Below are 15,875 nucleotides of genomic sequence, written 5' to 3' on the forward strand. Positions count from 1 at the left end.
TGGCTACTATTTAGGTGGCGGCGTTCGGTCTGACGGAGGGGCCGGGCGGGGGCTAGGTTGAGCGGCATGAGCAATCTTGACCGTCAGGCGGTGCCGAGCGTGTGCGGCGGCCGGGGATTCGTCGTCGCCGAACCCGTGCGGGAGCTGCTGAGCCCCCGCCGAGTACCACTCGGCGAGTCCACGGAAGTACGGCGCCTGCTGCCGAACCTGGGGCGCCGCATGGTGGGCGCGTGGGCGTTCGTCGACCACTACGGGCCGGACGACATCGCGGACGAGCCCGGCATGCAGGTGCCGCCGCACCCGCACATGGGCCTCCAGACCGTCAGCTGGCTGCACGAGGGCGAAGTGCTGCACCGCGACTCCACGGGCAGCCTGGAGACGATCCGCCCGCGCGAGCTGGGTCTGATGACCTCGGGACGGGCCATCAGCCACTCCGAGGAGAGCCCCAGGTCGCACGCCCGTTTCCTGCACGGCGCCCAGCTGTGGGTCGCCCTGCCGGACGAGCACCGGCACACCGACCCGCGCTTCGAACACCACGCCGAGCTGCCGGTCGTCACCGCACCCGGCCTGGAGGCCACGCTCATCCTGGGCTCCCTCGACGGTGCGACGTCCCCCGGCACGACGTTCACGCCGATCGTCGGCGCCGACCTCACGCTCACCCGGGGCGCCGACCTCCGTCTCCCCCTCGAACCCGACTTCGAGTACGCGGTCCTCTCCATGTCCGGCGAGGCCCACGTCGACGGGGTGCCGGTCCTCCCCGGCTCCATGCTCTACCTCGGCTGCGGCCGCACCGAACTCCCCCTGCGCGCCGACTCCGGCGCGTCCGTCATGCTCCTCGGCGGCGAGCCCTTCGAGGAGGAACTCATCATGTTCTGGAACTGGATCGGACGGTCGCAGGATGAGATCGTACAGGCGCGCCGGGACTGGATGGAAGGGACGCGGTTCGGGGAGGTGAAGGGTTATGACGGGGATCCCCTGCCAGCCCCCGAGCTGCCGCCGACGCCTCTGAAGCCGCGAGGGAGAGCCCGTTGACCTGCGGAAACGATTGATCATTCGGTGCCGGCGGGTGACGCGCTGTCGGGTTCTGGATCCCGCTCGGCGGCCGCTCGCGGGGGAGTGGATGGGTGTGCCGCAGCTACGGTTTCGGGCACTGGGCGGTTCCAGGGTCTGGCTGTCCGTTGGCAGCTGTGGCAGGACTCTTGCCAACCCTTTGCTAACTCTACTGATGCGTCATCAGGTTTTGTCGGCGGCTCGTGCTCCCCCTTTGGGGGTGTGGAGGGGGCATTGCCGACTGAGTGGTCAACGGAGGATTCCGGCTTGGCGGGCGACCGAGTCGCACCCTGGTATCAGGACCTGGCGCTCGGCCTGTCGTCATGTAGCAATTCCACAAGGCGTGAGTGTCCGTAGTAGTGAGCGCTCTCGGTACTGCTTCCCGGAGGGGGACGCCTATCGGATTGCTCCTGGCAGCTTCTTCGTCTGCTGGTGGTACACCGTGGGTGCGGCTCTGACCAGCTCGAATAGCGGACCCGAGGCGCAGTTGGCGGAATCTGGCCCGCATATGGTCCGGATCTTGGACGTTAGCTGGGTCGGGATCGGTCGGACGGAGGGGCATGGCAGGCGGGCCGCGATTTCGCGAGGCGAGAGACGAAGAGATCTTCTTCCTGGCGCAGGGCGAGCAGGATCCGGCAGCGGGTTGGGTCGGCGAGTGCGCGGCCGAAGCGGGCCAGCGCGTCGACGTCGGAGGCAACGATCAGCACACCCAAGACAGTTCACAGATCCCTGAATTCAGGCACCCGTGAACTACAAGGCGTCGTGGCGATCTCGTTACTTGAGGGTTCACCTACCGGGGTAGATCCAGTTAGGGTGCCCTAAGTGTAGTGATCGAGTCCCAAGGCTACTTATGGCGCGCAGGGGCTCAAACCACCCTCTCTTGCATGAGCAGGACCTTCCATGCGTACGCCCCCCGTGGTGTCTTCGTGGCTCTCGTTCTCACTCCGCTGCTCGCAGGCTGTTTCGTGTCCGGCGGGCAATGCACGGGCACGGGCGCTGAAGGAGGATCGGAAGGGCGACTGAGGGTCGCGCTCGCCCGGCCGCCGGTGATGGCGCTGTCCCCGTACAGCGACGACGCCACCTTGCTGGGCAAGCTCTCCGTGGTCGAAGGACTGACCGCCCTGGACAAGAACGGCGCTGCGGCCCCCGCTCTGGCGAAGTCCTGGAACAGGAGGTGCCCGCGTCGCCTTGGGCCAGCCCGCCCTGCCAGTGCGCGAGATGCGTGAGCGGCCCCTCGTCCAGGCCCAGTTGCTCCCGAACAGCGGCCAGTGTGTCGGGCGAGTGGCCTCCTCATCCGCTCCCGCCCTCAGTCGCACACCCGTTCGGCACGGACGCCCTCGGCCGCGACCTGCTGGCCCGCCTCGGCCACGGAGCGCTGCGCACGGTGGGCGTGGCCCTCGCGGTGACCGCGGTGTGCACGCTCACCGGGCTGTTGCTCGGCATGGCCGCACAGGTCGGAGCGGGGCTCGGGGAAGTGGTGTCGACGATGACGGCGGTCCTCGCCGGAATGCTGACCACTGCGGTGACCGGCTCCTCGGCCTCGGGTGCGGCCCTCGCGGTCTCCCTGGTCGGCTGGATCCCCTACGCAGCCCAGGCCGCGGCCCCGCTGGAACAGGAGCGGGCCGGCGGCCACTTGCTCGCCTCCCTCTCCTTCGGCGCCGGACCGGACTACCTTCTGCGCCACCACCTGCTGCCCGCCGTACTGCCCCCGGCCTGCGCAACGCCCTCCTGCGCCTGCCCACCACCGTCCTCGTCCTGGCCTCCCTGGGCTTCCTCGGCCTTGGCGAACGGCCGCCCACCGCAGAGTGGGGCCGCCTGCTGTCGGAGAACCAGCCGTACGCCGAACTGGCGCCCTGGACCGTACTCGGCCCGGCAGGCGCATTCGCCCTGCTCTCCGTCCTCGCCCTGTCCGACACGGACACCACTGCTGCGCGCAGCCGGAAATACATCCCGCCCCAGTCCAGCTGACGTTGAGGCCTGGCGGGGTGGTGCGGCTGAGAAGGCGACGGGTCAGGCCGTCTGTGTGCGGGCAGGAACGGATGACGTCAGTGAGCCCCTCCCATATCCGTCTACCGTTCAGAGCAGCTCGGCAGGATTGCCACCGCTAGGGCTGGCACTGCGGCGAGGATCAGCCAGGGGACGGCAGGTGGCAGGTCGAGGTCGAGCAGGGAGCCGGTGACTGAGCTGCCGATGAGGACGATCAGGCCGGAGACGGAGGACAGCGCGCCGGTGTAGAGGCCGATGCGGCCGTTCTCGGCGAGGTCGGGCACCCAGGCGCGGGCGGCGGGGACGACCAGCATCTGGCCGAGGGTGAGCAGGACGACGTACCCGGCGGCGGGCAGCAGCCCCGCCGCCCCCGTCCAGCCGGCAGGCAGGGCGGCGGCCACGACCCCGAGACCGGCCGCGATGAGCAGCAGCCCGGCGATCATGGAGCGGCGCAGGCCGAGCCGGTCGCCTGCCCAGCGGGTGAGGGGCAGTTGGGCGCAGACGACCAGCAGGGAGGACAGGGCGAACAGCCAGGACAGGGCCGCTTGGGAGCCGGTCGCGCGCCGCACCTCGTCGGGCAGGGCGAGGTAGAGCTGGTTGTAGGCGAGCAGGTAGGTGCCGTAGGCGCAGCACAGGGCGAGGAAGCTGCGGTTGCGCAGCAGGACGCGCGTGCCGCCCCGCTGTCGGGTGCGCACTCGGCCGGGGATGTGCTGCGGCATCAGCCATATGTGACCGGCCAGAACGAGGACGAAAACGGCGGCTCCGGCGAGGCAGACGGTGCGGAAGTCCACGGCGAGCAACAGGGCGCCGAGCAGCGGGCCGATGAAGGCACCAGCCTGTCCGGCCGCGCTCAGCAGAGCCAACACACCAGTGCGGAAACCGTGGCCCTCCTCCTCCCTGATCACCGCCTGCCGGGCCACTTCGGACTCCACCGCCGGGGAGAACAGCGCGGCGGCGAAGCCGATGAGAAGCACCGCGCCGATCACCGTCCAGGTCTGCTCCGCGTACCCCAGCCAGGCGAAGCCGGCAACCCGCAGCACGCAGCCGGCCAGCACGATCGGGCGTACGCCGATGGGGGTCCCTCCCGCTCGAGCGAAGCCGAGAGTGGGGGAGGTCGACGAGTGCGCCGCCGACCACGAAGAGGCCCTGCTGGCTGAAGGTGCGCAGACCCAGGACGAAGCCGACCATCCACCCCGCCATGCCAAGCGCGGTGCCGAGGTGCTCGGCGAGGAACGGCAGAACGGCGTAGAAGCCGATTCCGGAGGTGAGCTGGGTAAGGATCAGCAGCCGCAGCAGCGGTGACAGATGCTTCCAGGTCCGCTCGCGTGAAGGCTTGGTCGTCTGGACGGTTCGGCGGGTCAGGGCGCGGGAGATGAGATCGGGCATGGTGGCGTCCGTCGGTTCCTGGGTGTGTGAGTACGGGCGTACGCGGTTGTTCCGACACCGTCTGCGCCGTCCCGCTGGGATGGTCCGTGTGCGCTCCGGGGTGGGCTGACGCCCGCCGCGTCAGCCTGGGGATTCGACCTCGCCGGCCGCCATGACCGCGAGCGCCCCGAGCAGGGCCCAGGACGGCGGCCGGGGCGAGGACGGCCCAGGGGACGCGTTCGGCACATCAATAGATGAGTCGCACAACGACCGTCAGTCGGATGGCGATACCGAGACCACTTCGCCGAGGCGGCAGGAGTGGGCGGTTACCTGGTCTTGAACCGGTCCGGACGCACGAAGTCCAGCCCGTCGAACGTCTGCTTGCCGAGCGCCTCGTGTGCGGCGATGTGGCCGTAGCCGGTGGCCATCTTGAAGCCCTTGCCGGAGAATCCGGTGGCGCAGTAGATGCTGCTGTTCTGATCCAGCCAGCCGATGAGGGGATGCCTGTCCTGGGTGAAGAGGTCGGGGAAGGCGTCGGCGCGCGCGATGGTGGGGATCAGGCCGGGGAGGAACTCGGTGACGATCTCGGTGGCCTTGTCGATTTCTTCCCGGGTGAGTTCCCTAGGCACGGAGTCCGGGTCGGGGGTTGCCCGTGCGCGTCCGGCCAGCGGTCCGTCGATTGATGCCTTGACCGTCACGCCGTCGACTGCGGGTGCGCCGTACAGGGAGCGGTCCTCGTACTGCCGGCTGAAGGCGGGGAAGTTCTCCGGTGAGAACTGTGTGCCGTCCTGGGCGATGAACCAGGTCAGGACGATCCGATGGGTTTCGGTGACGGCCTTGAGGTGGTCGGGCATGAGTCTGCGGGACCAGCCGCCCGAGGCGACGATGACCTTCTCGAACGTCCAGGTTCTGTCGCCCGACGTGACGACCACGCCGTGGTCGGTTTCGGTGATGCTGTCCACGGGAGTGTTCTGCAGGACGGTGGCACCGTTCGCCCGGGCCGCCGCGACGGCGGCGCTGACGGCGCGGTCGGTGCGCAGAACGCCGCCGCGGGTGTCGTGGACTGCGCAGTCGTCGGGGCGGAGGTTGTGCTGGGGATAGCGCTCCGCTATCTCCTCCCGGCTGAGGACGCTGTGCTCGGCTCCGTTGATACGCGCTGTCTCGAGGAGGCTGTTGATGAAGTTACTGTTTGCCGTCCCGATGGTGAGGCCGCCGGTGGTGGTGAGGATGTCCTGCCCGGTTTCCGCTTCGAGTTCGGCCCACAGGCCGCGGGAGCGTTCGATGATGGGGTAGTAGTCGGGCCTGCCGAGGTAGATCATGCGGAACAGGCGGGTGTCTCCGCCGACGGCGCTGCGGCCGTGGGCGGGGGTGGCTGCCTCGAAACCGACTACCGAGTCGGACAGTCGGGAGGCCTGCCACAGGGCCATGCTTCCGATGCTGCCCAAGCCGATGACGGCGAGTCGTGCGTCCATGAGAGCGTTCCTTTTCGTTTACTCGTGGAGTCCGGCGAGGCGGCTGCCGAATCGGGCCAGGACTGAGGTCTGGCTGGAGTTCCTGCGTTCTTCCCAGCTGTCGGCTATGCCGAAGAGCTGGTACATGGCGTGAACACCCAGCCAGCGAACGGGTTCCGGTTCCCACTTCCGTGCCCGGTAGCCGACCCAGGGGAGGGTGCCGACTCGTCACCAGGCGTGATGCCGACCTTCTCTGGGAACCGCGTGGGCCGCTGCTGGAAGACGGTGTAGCCGGTGTCGACGGGGTTCGTTGCCCCGGGGATGCGCGAGGATTCCGGCGACGTGAGGAACAGGACGGCGTCAGTGATCTCGTCGGGAGGGCGAGGCGCCGGAGCGGGATCTGCCCCTCGCGTCGGCCAGCAGGATCTCCACTGGGGTGTCGATCGTGCTGGCAGAGGGCGTCGAGTGCCCGTCGAAGCCGGGCCACCGCCGCACTGCTCGCCGCTACACAGCGGTGCAGACGACCTGGATCTCGACGGGGGTGTTGAGCGGCAGCCCGGCGACACCGATCGCAGTGCGGGCGTGCCGCCCGTTCTCACCCAGTACCTCGATGAGCAGTTCACTGGCTGCGTTGGCGACGTTCGACTGCTGAGCGAAGTCCGGCGTGCTGGCCACGAAGACCAGCATCTGCACGATCCGGACCCGGTCCAGGTCGCCCACCGCCTGCGCAGCGGCAGCGAGACAGTTGAGCGCGGCATGGCGTGCGAGCTCCTGCGCGGTCTCCAGCTCCACGTCCCGGCCGACCACGCCCTGACCCAGCAGCTCGCCGTCCTTGAAGGGTAGTTGGCCGGAGAGGTGGATGATGGAGCCCACCGTCCGGTGGGGCACGAGGTACGTGGTGCCGGCGAGGGCGGGCAGCTTCAGCCCCAGGGCCTGGAGCCTTTCTGAAGCCGAGTCTCCCTTGACGGTTTGATACAGCGGCTGAGTCATGCCGCCACCCTCCTTCTGTGAATCATTTCCTCGATTCTCCGATCGGGCTCAGGCGTCAGGGGCGCGGGAGGCCGAAGAGGACGGGGAGGTCGGCGATGTCGGTGATCCGCTCGTAGCCGAGCCAGTGCTCGTCGTGCTCCCAGCCGCGGTCCATGTACACCTTGTTCTCGATGCCCACGATCGCCGCGGGGCGGTGGTCGTACATCGGGCTCGCGGACACGTGCACGAGTTCGTCGGGTGTCACGCCGAGCTTGTCGAGCATGTAGTCGAACGCACCGAGTCGCGGCTTGTAGATGCCCATCTCCTCGGCGCTGATGACGACCTCGAACGGGGCCTTCAGGTTCTCCGAGAGGCGCTTGGCGTGCGCGGTGTCGCTGTTCGTGATGATGACCAGCGGGACCTCTTCGGCCAGGCGGTTCAGTGCCTCGGTGACACCGGGGTACGGGCCCCAGGTGGGGATGGTCTCGTACACCGCCCGCGCGTCCTCCTCGCGGAACTCGAGACCGAGCTTGCGCGAGGTGCGTTCCATGGAGCGGGCGACGACCCGGTGGAACGGCTGGTACGCGCCCGTGCACTCGTCGATCCGGTACGCCTTGCAGATCCGCAGGTAGTCGTCGGCGATCTCGGCCGGCAGCCGGTCGCCCAGCACCTCACGCATCGCGTCGTTGATGCTGAACTTGATCAGCGTTCCGTTCATGTCGAACGTCACGAACTTGGGCTTGGCATCGAATCCCACTGATCCTCCTCGTTCGTTAGTGGTCAGCGCTAGTCGATTGTCGACCATATTGTTGGTCGATTGTCGACCGAATCCCCTCGACTGTCAACCTCGCGGAGGAGTGGCTCAGGCAGACAGACCCGGCGATGATCCGCTTCCAGAATGGATGAGGTGATCGGGGCGCAATCGCCTCTCGGCCGAGGTCGCCTCCGAGTTCGTGCAGGCCGGCTGAGCGCCAGGCTCATCGAGCAGGCCGCGAACAACGGCAATGTCACCGGTCAGCCAGGCGCTCAGCTACTGACGTGAAACCTGGTACCGACGCGATGAATGAGAAGCGTTGGCGTCCGGAAAGATGGAGATGGGCCCACAGCGCTTCCCCTCGTCGGCTGCGTCCGCTGCAGGTCTGCGAGCGTCGGTGCCGCCGGTCCAGCATCGGTCTGAGAACCAAACGGCCCCGAGGCGCCGCCTGTCACCGTGACCCGCGAACCGGATGGGGCGCCGCTGTGAATATCAGTGAGCTCCGTGCCTGGCAGACAACTTGAGGTGTTGACGCCAGATCGGCGGGGGTATAGTCGACAAACGACCAGGTGGTCGGGTGTGAGCAGGGGAGGGTGACGGGGTGGACCACAAGTTCGAGTGGCAGGAGCAGCGGACGACGACGCCGGACGGTGTCTACCGCACGTTGCGTGCCGCCATCCTCGATGGAAGCGTCCCTCCTGGTGGCCAGCTGCGCGAGGCGCACATCGCCACGGATCTGGGGATCAGCCGGTCCCCGCTGCGCGAGGCGCTGACCAAGCTGGAGGAAGAAGGGCTCGTCGTAAAGATCCCTTACCGTGGCGCGTTCGTCGTGGAGGTGAGCGCTCGCGAGGTCGCCGAGATCGACTCGGTCCGGCTGCACGTCGAACCGTACGCCGCCGAGCTCTCGGCCGAAGCGCTGCGCGGCGCCGAGCGGCCTCAGTTGCTGGGGACCGTTGAGGATCTGCGCCGGGCCATGGAGAAGGACGACATCCCGGCCAGCATCGACGCGCACCTCCGCTTCCACCGGCTGTTCTACGACCTCTCGGGCCATGGCGTCCTGCAGGGGATGTGGGACGGCTGGGAGACCAAGCTGCGCCTCTATCTCAGTGTCGATCACCGCACGTACAGCGACAACCCGCAGCAACTGGTCGTCGAGCACGAGAGGTTGGCCACGGTCGCCCTGGAGGGCGACACCGACGCGTTCCGCCAGGAACTGGCCGCCCACTTCCCCATGGGGCTGGGAGCCCGGACGGCAGTGCCAGGAGAACACGCGCCCCGGCACGCTTGAGGCCACGCCGACGTGCGTGAAGCGCGTCAAAGCCCGCTCGCCACCGTGACGTCGCACGCCCATGCCGAAACGGTGAGGATCAAGCTCGCACTCTCCACACGATCTGTAGTGGATCTTGAGTGAATCAGCTCCGCAGTGGGCGAGCCCACCACGCGTCGCGAGAACGTGTCCAGGACGACCGCGCAGTACACCTTGCTTTCGACTCGTGGAACAGGTCCGACGCAAACGATGGGACTCGCCGTGACGTCTGCATGCAGACCGTTCGTGGAGCCGACGCCCGATGACCTCGACAACCGATCGGTGCTAGGTCACGCCCGTCGGCGAGGGTCCCGGAGCTGGCGGGCATAACCCAGACGCCGATCAGTGCCCTATCACCGTCTTCACGGTGACGGGCATCACGGCTGAGAGCAGACCAGGCACATGGCGTCGGCGGTGTTGATAGTCGCCCATGCCCTCAGCAGACGTTCGGGCCGACCTGGCCTCCTTCGCGGATCAGGTTCGGTGGGGCAAGGCTCGGCGTGATGCGCAGGAGTTTTGTCTACGGGCAAGCGCCGGCAGGCGTGTTCCGCGGTACCTTCTCAGCATCTGCGACCAGGCCGCTCAGGAATGCGGGATCAATGTTGCCTCCGGACACCACCGCCACCGCACGTCCTGCCGGCAGTTCGCGACGCCGGTGGAGGTACGCCGCTGTGGTGACCGCGCCGCTAGGCTCCGCTAGAAGCCGGGCCTCGACCGCGAGTCGTCTGGTGGCGTCTTCGATCTCGTCCTCGGTAACGGTCAAGATGTCGTGCACGTAGGCCTTCACATGTGGCCAGGCCATTTCGCCGAGGCTGGCAGTGCGCAACCCGTCGGCGATTGTTCGTGCCGTCTCCTCAGCAGCCCACGCCCGGAGTGCGCCGGTGTGAAGAGACTCCGCGGCGTCCGCGGCTAGCTCCGGCTCGACGCCGATCACTCGCGCGTTCGGCAGCAACGCCGCCGCGGCGGCCGCGATCCCCGCGATCAGTCCGCCGCCGGCCACTGGCACCAGGATTGTCGAGATGCCCGGGTCATCCGCGGCGATCTCCACGCCGATGGTGCCCTGCCCGGAAATAACGTCAAGGTTCTCGAACGGAGGAATGAGAGTCTTGCCCGTCTCTCGTGCGAACTCCTCCGGTCGGCTGTACTGCTCTTCGGGTGGCACCACCTCAACGACAGCGCCCAAGGCTCTGGTTGCTTCGATCTTTCGTGCCGGAGCGTTGTCCGGAATGAAGATGTGCGCCGCGATTCCAAGACTGCGGGCCACGTAGGCCACGGCCTGTGCGTGGTTGCCCGATGACATCGCGACGATACCTCGTTGGCGAGCCTCCGGCGCAAGGCGGGTGATTGCCGTTGTGGCACCACGAATCTTGAAGCTGCCCACCGGTTGCAGGCTCTCCGGCTTCAGTGAAAGTCCCTCCCACGGCGACACCATCAGAGGTGTCCGGAGGGCGTACCCGCGGATCCGCTCCGCCGCGTCCTGGATGGATTCAAGACTGACCAGCGCACTCATGGAACTCCTCATGTCTCACTTCTCGAAGGAACACAGGCCAGCCGAGACGGGCACGTCGGTGGTGGCCATCTCGATCCCCGCGGCCCCGCACGACCGCTAGGGCACTCTCGGTCACCTTGGGGCCGATCCCGTCGCCGGCATTGACGGCGATGTGCGGGACGTGCCCAGAGTCTTGAACGGTCGAAATGGACACGCCTCATGTGGGCAGGGCGTAGTGACATGGCACCGGTACAGATGGACAGCAGTGCCGGCAGCTACTCGAATGCCGAGCGGAGGCGCTTTTGCGAGCGACGGAGATGAGCGCGCATCGCGGCCGCCGCCCGCCGTGGGTCGCGGTGCTCGATAGCCGAAACGATCTCCTCGTGCTCGTCGAGTGCGTCGTGGGTGACAGCACGGTCGACGTACAGGCGAAACAGGTGGACGTGGGCATTGAGCCGGGAGACCGCGTCGCGCAGCGCTTCGTTGCGAGAGGCCTCGGCAATGGCTGAGTGCAGCTCGGCGTCGTGCCGCGCAAACGTGCCGTAGGGCACCACACCGTTGCGAGAAGCCTCGTAGGTCATCTCACTCTGGGTGCTGCGCATCTCCGCGAGCCTCTCCGGCGCGGGCTTCTCGGCTGCTAGCCGGGCCGCTTGCGGCTCGAGAAACGCACGAACTGCGAAGAGGTCATCGAACTGCCTGCGTGTCATCAACTCGCCGGCTCGGTAGCCGACAAGGTGGGTACGCGTGACCAGGCCCTCGGCCTCCAGAGTGGCCAGCGCTTGGCGTACCGGCGTCTGCGACACCCCCAGTTTGCGGGCGATTTCGTCGACCGCCATCCGGGCACCGGGCGGGATCTCCTGGGAGATCAACATGCCGAAGATCAGGTGGTACACCTCGGTGACCACCGGTCCCTTCCTGGGGACGTTCGCCGGTTGACTCGTCAACGCGGAACACTCCTGTCATCGGTTGATGCACTGGGAATCACTATGACATCCGATCGGATCTGACTCAAGATCCGATCGGATCCTTGCAGGATCCGATCGGATCGCTTCTTGAATCCGATCGGATCTACTGTCAGTCTCTGTGCAGTCATCGCAGGCCGACGCATGGAGGACCGCCCCGTGAGCACCCCGAACCCGCTTGGACAGCCGTTGGAGAAGCCGGTTCGCCTGCCCGTGGCCGAGCTTCGTGATTTGGCCGAGCGCGCGCTTCGATCCGCCGGCGTACCCGTGAAGGGGGCGCGGTGGCAGGCAGACCTACTGATCGACGCCGAGCTCAAAGGCCAGCCGTCGCACGGACTGCTCCGGCTTCCCCGGCTCGTGCGCCGAATCCGGGCCGGCGTCGCCGACCCGGAGACCACCGGGACCCACACGTGGATCGGACAGGCCCTCCTACAGGCCGAGGGCGGACAGGGGCTCGGACCCGTCGTGGCCCGGACCGCCCTGGACGTCGTGCAGGAGCGTGTCCACGAGACCGGGATCGCCGCCGCGTCGATCGCCTCCGCCAACCATCTCGGCATGTTGGCCTGGTACGCAGAGCATGTCGCGAAGCGCGGCCTCGTGTGCCTGGCCATGACCACCAGCGAAGCCCTGGTCCACCCTTACGGCGGGCGGCGGGCGCTGATCGGGACCAACCCGATCGCGGTCGGCGTCCCCGCCGAGCCCGAGCCGTTCGTGCTCGACATGGCCACCAGCCAGATCTCCATGGGAAAAGTCCACGCCCATGCTCTACGCGAGGAGCCCCTGGAGCCAGGGTGGGCGCTGGATGCCGACGGGGAGCCGACCGTCGATCCGCTGCGCGCGAAGGAGGGGGCGCTCGCCCCGTTCGGCGGGGCAAAGGGATACGGGCTGGGCCTCGCGATCGAGCTCATGGTGGCCTCGCTGACCGGCACCGCACTCGGGACGGGAATCACCGGCACGCTCGACTCGGTGCACCCCGCGACCAAGGGTGACCTCTTCGTACTGCTGCGACCGGCGGTAGTTCCCGGCCACCTCACTGACTACCTCACCGAGATCCGCGACAGCGGACCCGACCGCGCCGTCCTCGTCCCGGGCGACCGGGCCCGCGAGTGCCGTTCGCGCGCACTCGCAAACGGCGTCGAACTGCCGGCTGCACTCGTGGCCGAGCTGCGCGCGCTCGACCATGCATGACGGACACGATCCCCAACGGAAGGAAACCGATGTCCCCAAGTAGCTCGGCCGGCATTGCTCCCACGTCCTCCTTCGGGCTGCTCCGCCAACCCCGCGAGGTGCTCTATGGAGCCGGCCAGCGGGCCGCCCTGGCTCCCATGGTCCTCGCTTTGGGCAACCAGGTGGTGCTCGTGACCGATGAGCGCATGGCCGGCGACCCGTTCTTCAACGACGTCGTCGTCGCCTTGCGGCGCAGAGGTGCCAGGGTCACCGTGTTCGACCAGGTCACGCCGGATCTGCCGGTCGGTGACGTCGACGCCGCAGTGGCCCACGTCCGTAGCTCGGAAGCCTCCGACCCCGAGGTCGTGGTGGGGATCGGCGGTGGGAGCTGCATCGACCTCGCCAAGGTGCTGGCTCTGGTGCTTCGGCACGGTGGCTCTCCGCGGGACTACTACGGCGAGTTCGCCGTACCGGGTCCCACGATCCCCGTCGTCGCGGTCCCGACCACCGCCGGCACCGGGTCCGAGGTCACTCCCGTCGCGGTGCTGAGCGACCCGGAAGCGGTGATGAAGGTCGGCATCTCATCGCCACACCTGATTCCGCACACCGCCGTCATCGACCCGGTGCTGACAGGCAGTTGCCCCAGCGGCCTCTCTGCGGCCTCGGGCGCCGACGCCCTCAGCCACCTCGTGGAATCGTTCACCGCGATCCGGCACGAGCCCACCTCCGAGCTGTACCAGGAGCGTGTTTTCGTCGGCAAGGGCGCCCTGACCGATGCCTACGCCCGTTACGGACTCGAGCTCGTCGGCCGCAGTCTGCGGACCTGCGTGCACACCGGCGGCGAGGGCCCGCACCGCGACGACATGGCCATGGCGGCGCTGTGTGGCGGATTCGCGCTCGGCACAGCCGGCACTGCCGTCGCGCACGCCTTCCAGTACCCCATCGGCGCCCTCACCCACACCGCGCACGGAGTCGGGGTCGGCTGTCTGTTGCCGTACGCCATGGCTTTCAACGCCGAGGCGCGCCCGGAGGAGACCTCCGAAATCGGCCGCTTGCTCGGTGCCGGGGAGAACGTGACCCCTCAGGGCGCCGTACGGGCCGTCGCCGACCTGCTCTCCGACATCGGGATCCCTGCCACCCTCGCCGACCTCGGTGTCACCTACGACCAGCTCGACGAGATCGCTGAGAACGGTCTGAGAGCTCGTCGGCTGGTGCAGAACAACCCGGTGCCCCTCGGCGCCGTGGAGGCGCGCGAACTGGTCGAACTCGCCTTCACCGGAAAGCTTCCCTGACCCTGTGCTGTCGTAGCCGCTACCACCCACCCGAAACGGAGAAGCCCATGACCGAAGTTCTAGTACTCCAGCAGCACTTTCACGTTTTCCCTGGTCAGGGGCGGTTTGGGTCACTGTAGTGGGCTGATTGCCGACCCGTGTTCTCTTTCCCGGGCCGCCCCTCGATCGTGTGCAGCCGCCGCTGATAGTGACATCGGCGAGCGACGGCTTGGCGCCGTCGGCGCCAGTGAGACCATCTCAGCGCGCGCGTGCTCATCAGGGACGGGCCAACGGCAGCGGGTGAGGTGACAGTTGCCAGGAGCCGCCGAACTTCTGCCACGGTGAGGGGCGCGAGGCAGGAACCATTTCTGCTGCCCTTTTTGCCGCGGGTCGGCAGCTATGAACCCGGTCCACCAGGGCGCGTCCGCGTGTGGTGGCGTAGGCGGCGTACTCACCGATCTTGCAGTTCTCGGTGCGGCCGGCGGTCCCGGAGTACTGGTGCTGCACGCCGGAGGAGGTGGTGCCCTTCTTGAGGAAGCGGTGTCGTCGAGGATGAGGATCCCGCCGGGTTCGCTGAGCCGTTCGGCTACGTAGTGCTGGAGGCCGTCGCGGAGCTCGTCGGCCTTCCAGCGGACGCGGTTGAGGAGCCTTTGGAGGTGGTCGGGTGTGCGGTGTCCGGCGTGGTCGGCCAGCTGCCAGCCGTTTGTGCGTCCGCCCGGGCCCAGCAGTCCACGGATGTAGTCGCGCATCCTGCGACGCGGTTGCACGCGCCTGAAGCGGTGGCCGGTACGCAGGAACCGTTCCTTGAGTTCGTTGTTCCAGATCTCAACTCCGGCTCGTCGATCACGCCGGGAGGCTGCCCAGTGCGTTCAAAGACGCAAAATCTGGCTGAAGTCGTACCTGAGGATCTTGAGCAGGCCGAACGCCATGTCGGAGTACTCGTGGTACTCGTAGCTGTCCCAGCGCTACCGCGCGTGCTCATACGCCGTCTTCGGCTGCTTGGTGAGGCCGGCCACGCACATGGACCGTCCATGCCGAAGCGGATAAAACCGGTGAGCCAGGTCCCGGCGTCGACCGTCGCCTCCAGCAGCGGTAGTGCAGCCGCATGCGGTGTTCCGAGGTTGTATTCGAGACTGAACTTGGTATTGACAGCGCTCAACAGGCGCCCATATGGTCGACAAACGACAAAAGGTGGCTAGTTTAAGCCACGATACGGCGTTTTATCGCCACTGTTACTCGAGGAGAGAGCCGAGTGCAGATGATCAAGATTCGTACGAAACAGCCACTTATCGACAACCGCACGGGTCTGTTCCTCGTGCCGTCCGCAGAGGTGACGCGATGAGCCAGTCCGTGGCGTCAGCAGTGAGCACTGGTTCGGCTTCCGATCGGCTCAAGGCTTTGGGTCTCGCCCTTCCCGAACTCGCCGACAACCCGTACTACGTGCACCACCGGTCGGTGGGCTCCAGCATCTACATCTCGGGCCAGCTGCCTTACAAGGACGGCTGGTTGCTGGGGCAGGGCACGGTCGGCGGGGACGTGGAGCTGGAGACGGCGCGGTCACTGGCCCGCCATGCCGTGCTCAACTGCCTCGCCGCGGCCGTGCGGGCGGTGGGTGATCTGGACCGGGTCCGGATCGTGCAGATGCTGGTCTTCGTCGCCAGTACGCCGGACTTCGGTCAGCAGTCGCAGGTCGCCAACGCGGCCAGTGAGCTGCTGATCGAGGTGCTGGGTGAGAACGGGCGGCACGCCCGCACTGCGATCGGTGTCGCCGGTCTGCCGCTCAACAGTCCGGTGGAGATCCAGATGGTCTGCACCGCTGCGTAGGCAGACCCGAAGGCGGTGTACGCCATTGCGCGCGCTATCGCGGACCGCGCGCTCAGCATTTAGGGGAGTCAGCACCCGCGCCCCTCGGTCATTCCAGGCAGAACCACAAGGAGGGCAGCGTGAACCGGCTGCAACGAGTCCTCGACGCTCTGGTCGAGCGGATCGACACCCCCGCGCCGATCGTGCTGGTCGACGTCATGCAGGGCAACATCGACCGCGTCCAGGGCTTCGCCGACCAGCACAACCTCATGGTCAGACCGCACGTCAAGACGCACAAGTGC

The 15,875-nt window shown here is 67.5% G+C and carries 10 protein-coding genes and 3 pseudogenes; 5 read left to right on the forward strand and 8 right to left on the reverse strand.

The genetic code is table 11. The annotated features are described in order from the left end of the window. Positions 1-66: 66 nt before the first annotated feature. Positions 67-1,032: a pirin family protein gene (locus SMA5143A_RS40555; protein ID WP_107467812.1), complete on the forward strand. Its 966-nt coding sequence runs from the start codon at positions 67-69 to the stop codon at positions 1,030-1,032. A 629-nt stretch (positions 1,033-1,661) separates the two neighbouring features. On the opposite strand, the pseudogene SMA5143A_RS40560 reads toward SMA5143A_RS40555, so the two are convergent. The 5 genes and pseudogenes from SMA5143A_RS40560 to SMA5143A_RS40600 all read right to left on the reverse strand — a co-directional run. Continuing rightward, positions 1,662-1,757, reverse strand: a pseudogene (locus SMA5143A_RS40560) (transcriptional regulator); the annotation flags it as partial. Positions 1,758-3,119: 1,362 nt separating this feature from the next. Beyond that, positions 3,120-4,422, reverse strand: a pseudogene (locus tag SMA5143A_RS40575) (MDR family MFS transporter). 305 nt (positions 4,423-4,727) lie between these two features. Further along, positions 4,728-5,873, reverse strand: coding sequence for an N-methyl-L-tryptophan oxidase (gene solA, locus SMA5143A_RS40580; RefSeq protein WP_107467813.1), 1,146 nt, complete (start codon positions 5,871-5,873; stop codon positions 4,728-4,730). A 483-nt stretch (positions 5,874-6,356) separates the two neighbouring features. After that, on the reverse strand, positions 6,357-6,842 hold the full coding sequence (locus tag SMA5143A_RS40595; RefSeq protein ID WP_107467814.1) for a RidA family protein: 486 nt from the start codon (positions 6,840-6,842) through the stop codon (positions 6,357-6,359). Positions 6,843-6,897: 55 nt separating this feature from the next. Further along, on the reverse strand, positions 6,898-7,578 hold the full coding sequence (locus SMA5143A_RS40600; protein ID WP_107467815.1) for a haloacid dehalogenase type II: 681 nt from the start codon (positions 7,576-7,578) through the stop codon (positions 6,898-6,900). 598 nt (positions 7,579-8,176) lie between these two features. Between SMA5143A_RS40600 and SMA5143A_RS40605 the strand changes: the two genes are divergently transcribed. Beyond that, the gene (locus SMA5143A_RS40605; RefSeq protein WP_107467816.1) at positions 8,177-8,863 is read left to right on the forward strand and encodes a GntR family transcriptional regulator; all 687 of its coding nucleotides are present in this window, start codon (positions 8,177-8,179) and stop codon (positions 8,861-8,863) included. A gap of 538 nt (positions 8,864-9,401) precedes the next feature. On the opposite strand, the gene SMA5143A_RS40610 is transcribed toward SMA5143A_RS40605, so the two are convergent. Together SMA5143A_RS40610 and SMA5143A_RS40615 are read right to left on the reverse strand one after the other, a co-directional pair. After that, positions 9,402-10,391, reverse strand: coding sequence for a threonine ammonia-lyase (locus SMA5143A_RS40610; protein WP_107467817.1), 990 nt, complete (start codon positions 10,389-10,391; stop codon positions 9,402-9,404). A 254-nt stretch (positions 10,392-10,645) separates the two neighbouring features. Further along, a complete protein-coding gene (locus SMA5143A_RS40615; RefSeq protein ID WP_079055181.1) occupies positions 10,646-11,275 on the reverse strand; it encodes a GntR family transcriptional regulator in 630 nt (209 codons plus the stop codon). Between the two features lie 216 nt (positions 11,276-11,491). On the opposite strand from SMA5143A_RS40615, the gene SMA5143A_RS40620 reads away from it, so the two are divergent. Then, entirely contained in the window at positions 11,492-12,520 is a 1,029-nt protein-coding gene (locus SMA5143A_RS40620; RefSeq protein ID WP_219923650.1) for an Ldh family oxidoreductase, read from the forward strand. Beyond that, positions 12,517-13,791 carry an iron-containing alcohol dehydrogenase gene (locus SMA5143A_RS40625; RefSeq protein WP_107424116.1) on the forward strand — a complete coding sequence of 425 codons (1,275 nt, stop codon included), beginning with the start codon at positions 12,517-12,519 and terminating at the stop codon, positions 13,789-13,791. Before SMA5143A_RS40620 ends, SMA5143A_RS40625 begins: the two co-directional genes overlap by 4 nt. Positions 13,792-14,175: 384 nt before the next feature. On the opposite strand, the pseudogene SMA5143A_RS45040 reads toward SMA5143A_RS40625, so the two are convergent. Next, positions 14,176-14,594, reverse strand: a pseudogene (locus SMA5143A_RS45040) (IS701 family transposase); the annotation flags it as partial. A 514-nt stretch (positions 14,595-15,108) separates the two neighbouring features. Between SMA5143A_RS45040 and SMA5143A_RS40635 the strand changes: the two are divergent. Next, complete coding sequence (locus tag SMA5143A_RS40635) at positions 15,109-15,594, forward strand: RidA family protein (RefSeq protein WP_107467820.1); 486 nt, start codon at positions 15,109-15,111, stop codon at positions 15,592-15,594. The last annotated feature ends 281 nt before the right edge of the window (positions 15,595-15,875 follow it).

The organism is Streptomyces sp. MA5143a (genome assembly GCF_900290235.1).
Taxonomy (GTDB): Bacteria; Actinomycetota; Actinomycetes; order Streptomycetales; family Streptomycetaceae; genus Streptomyces.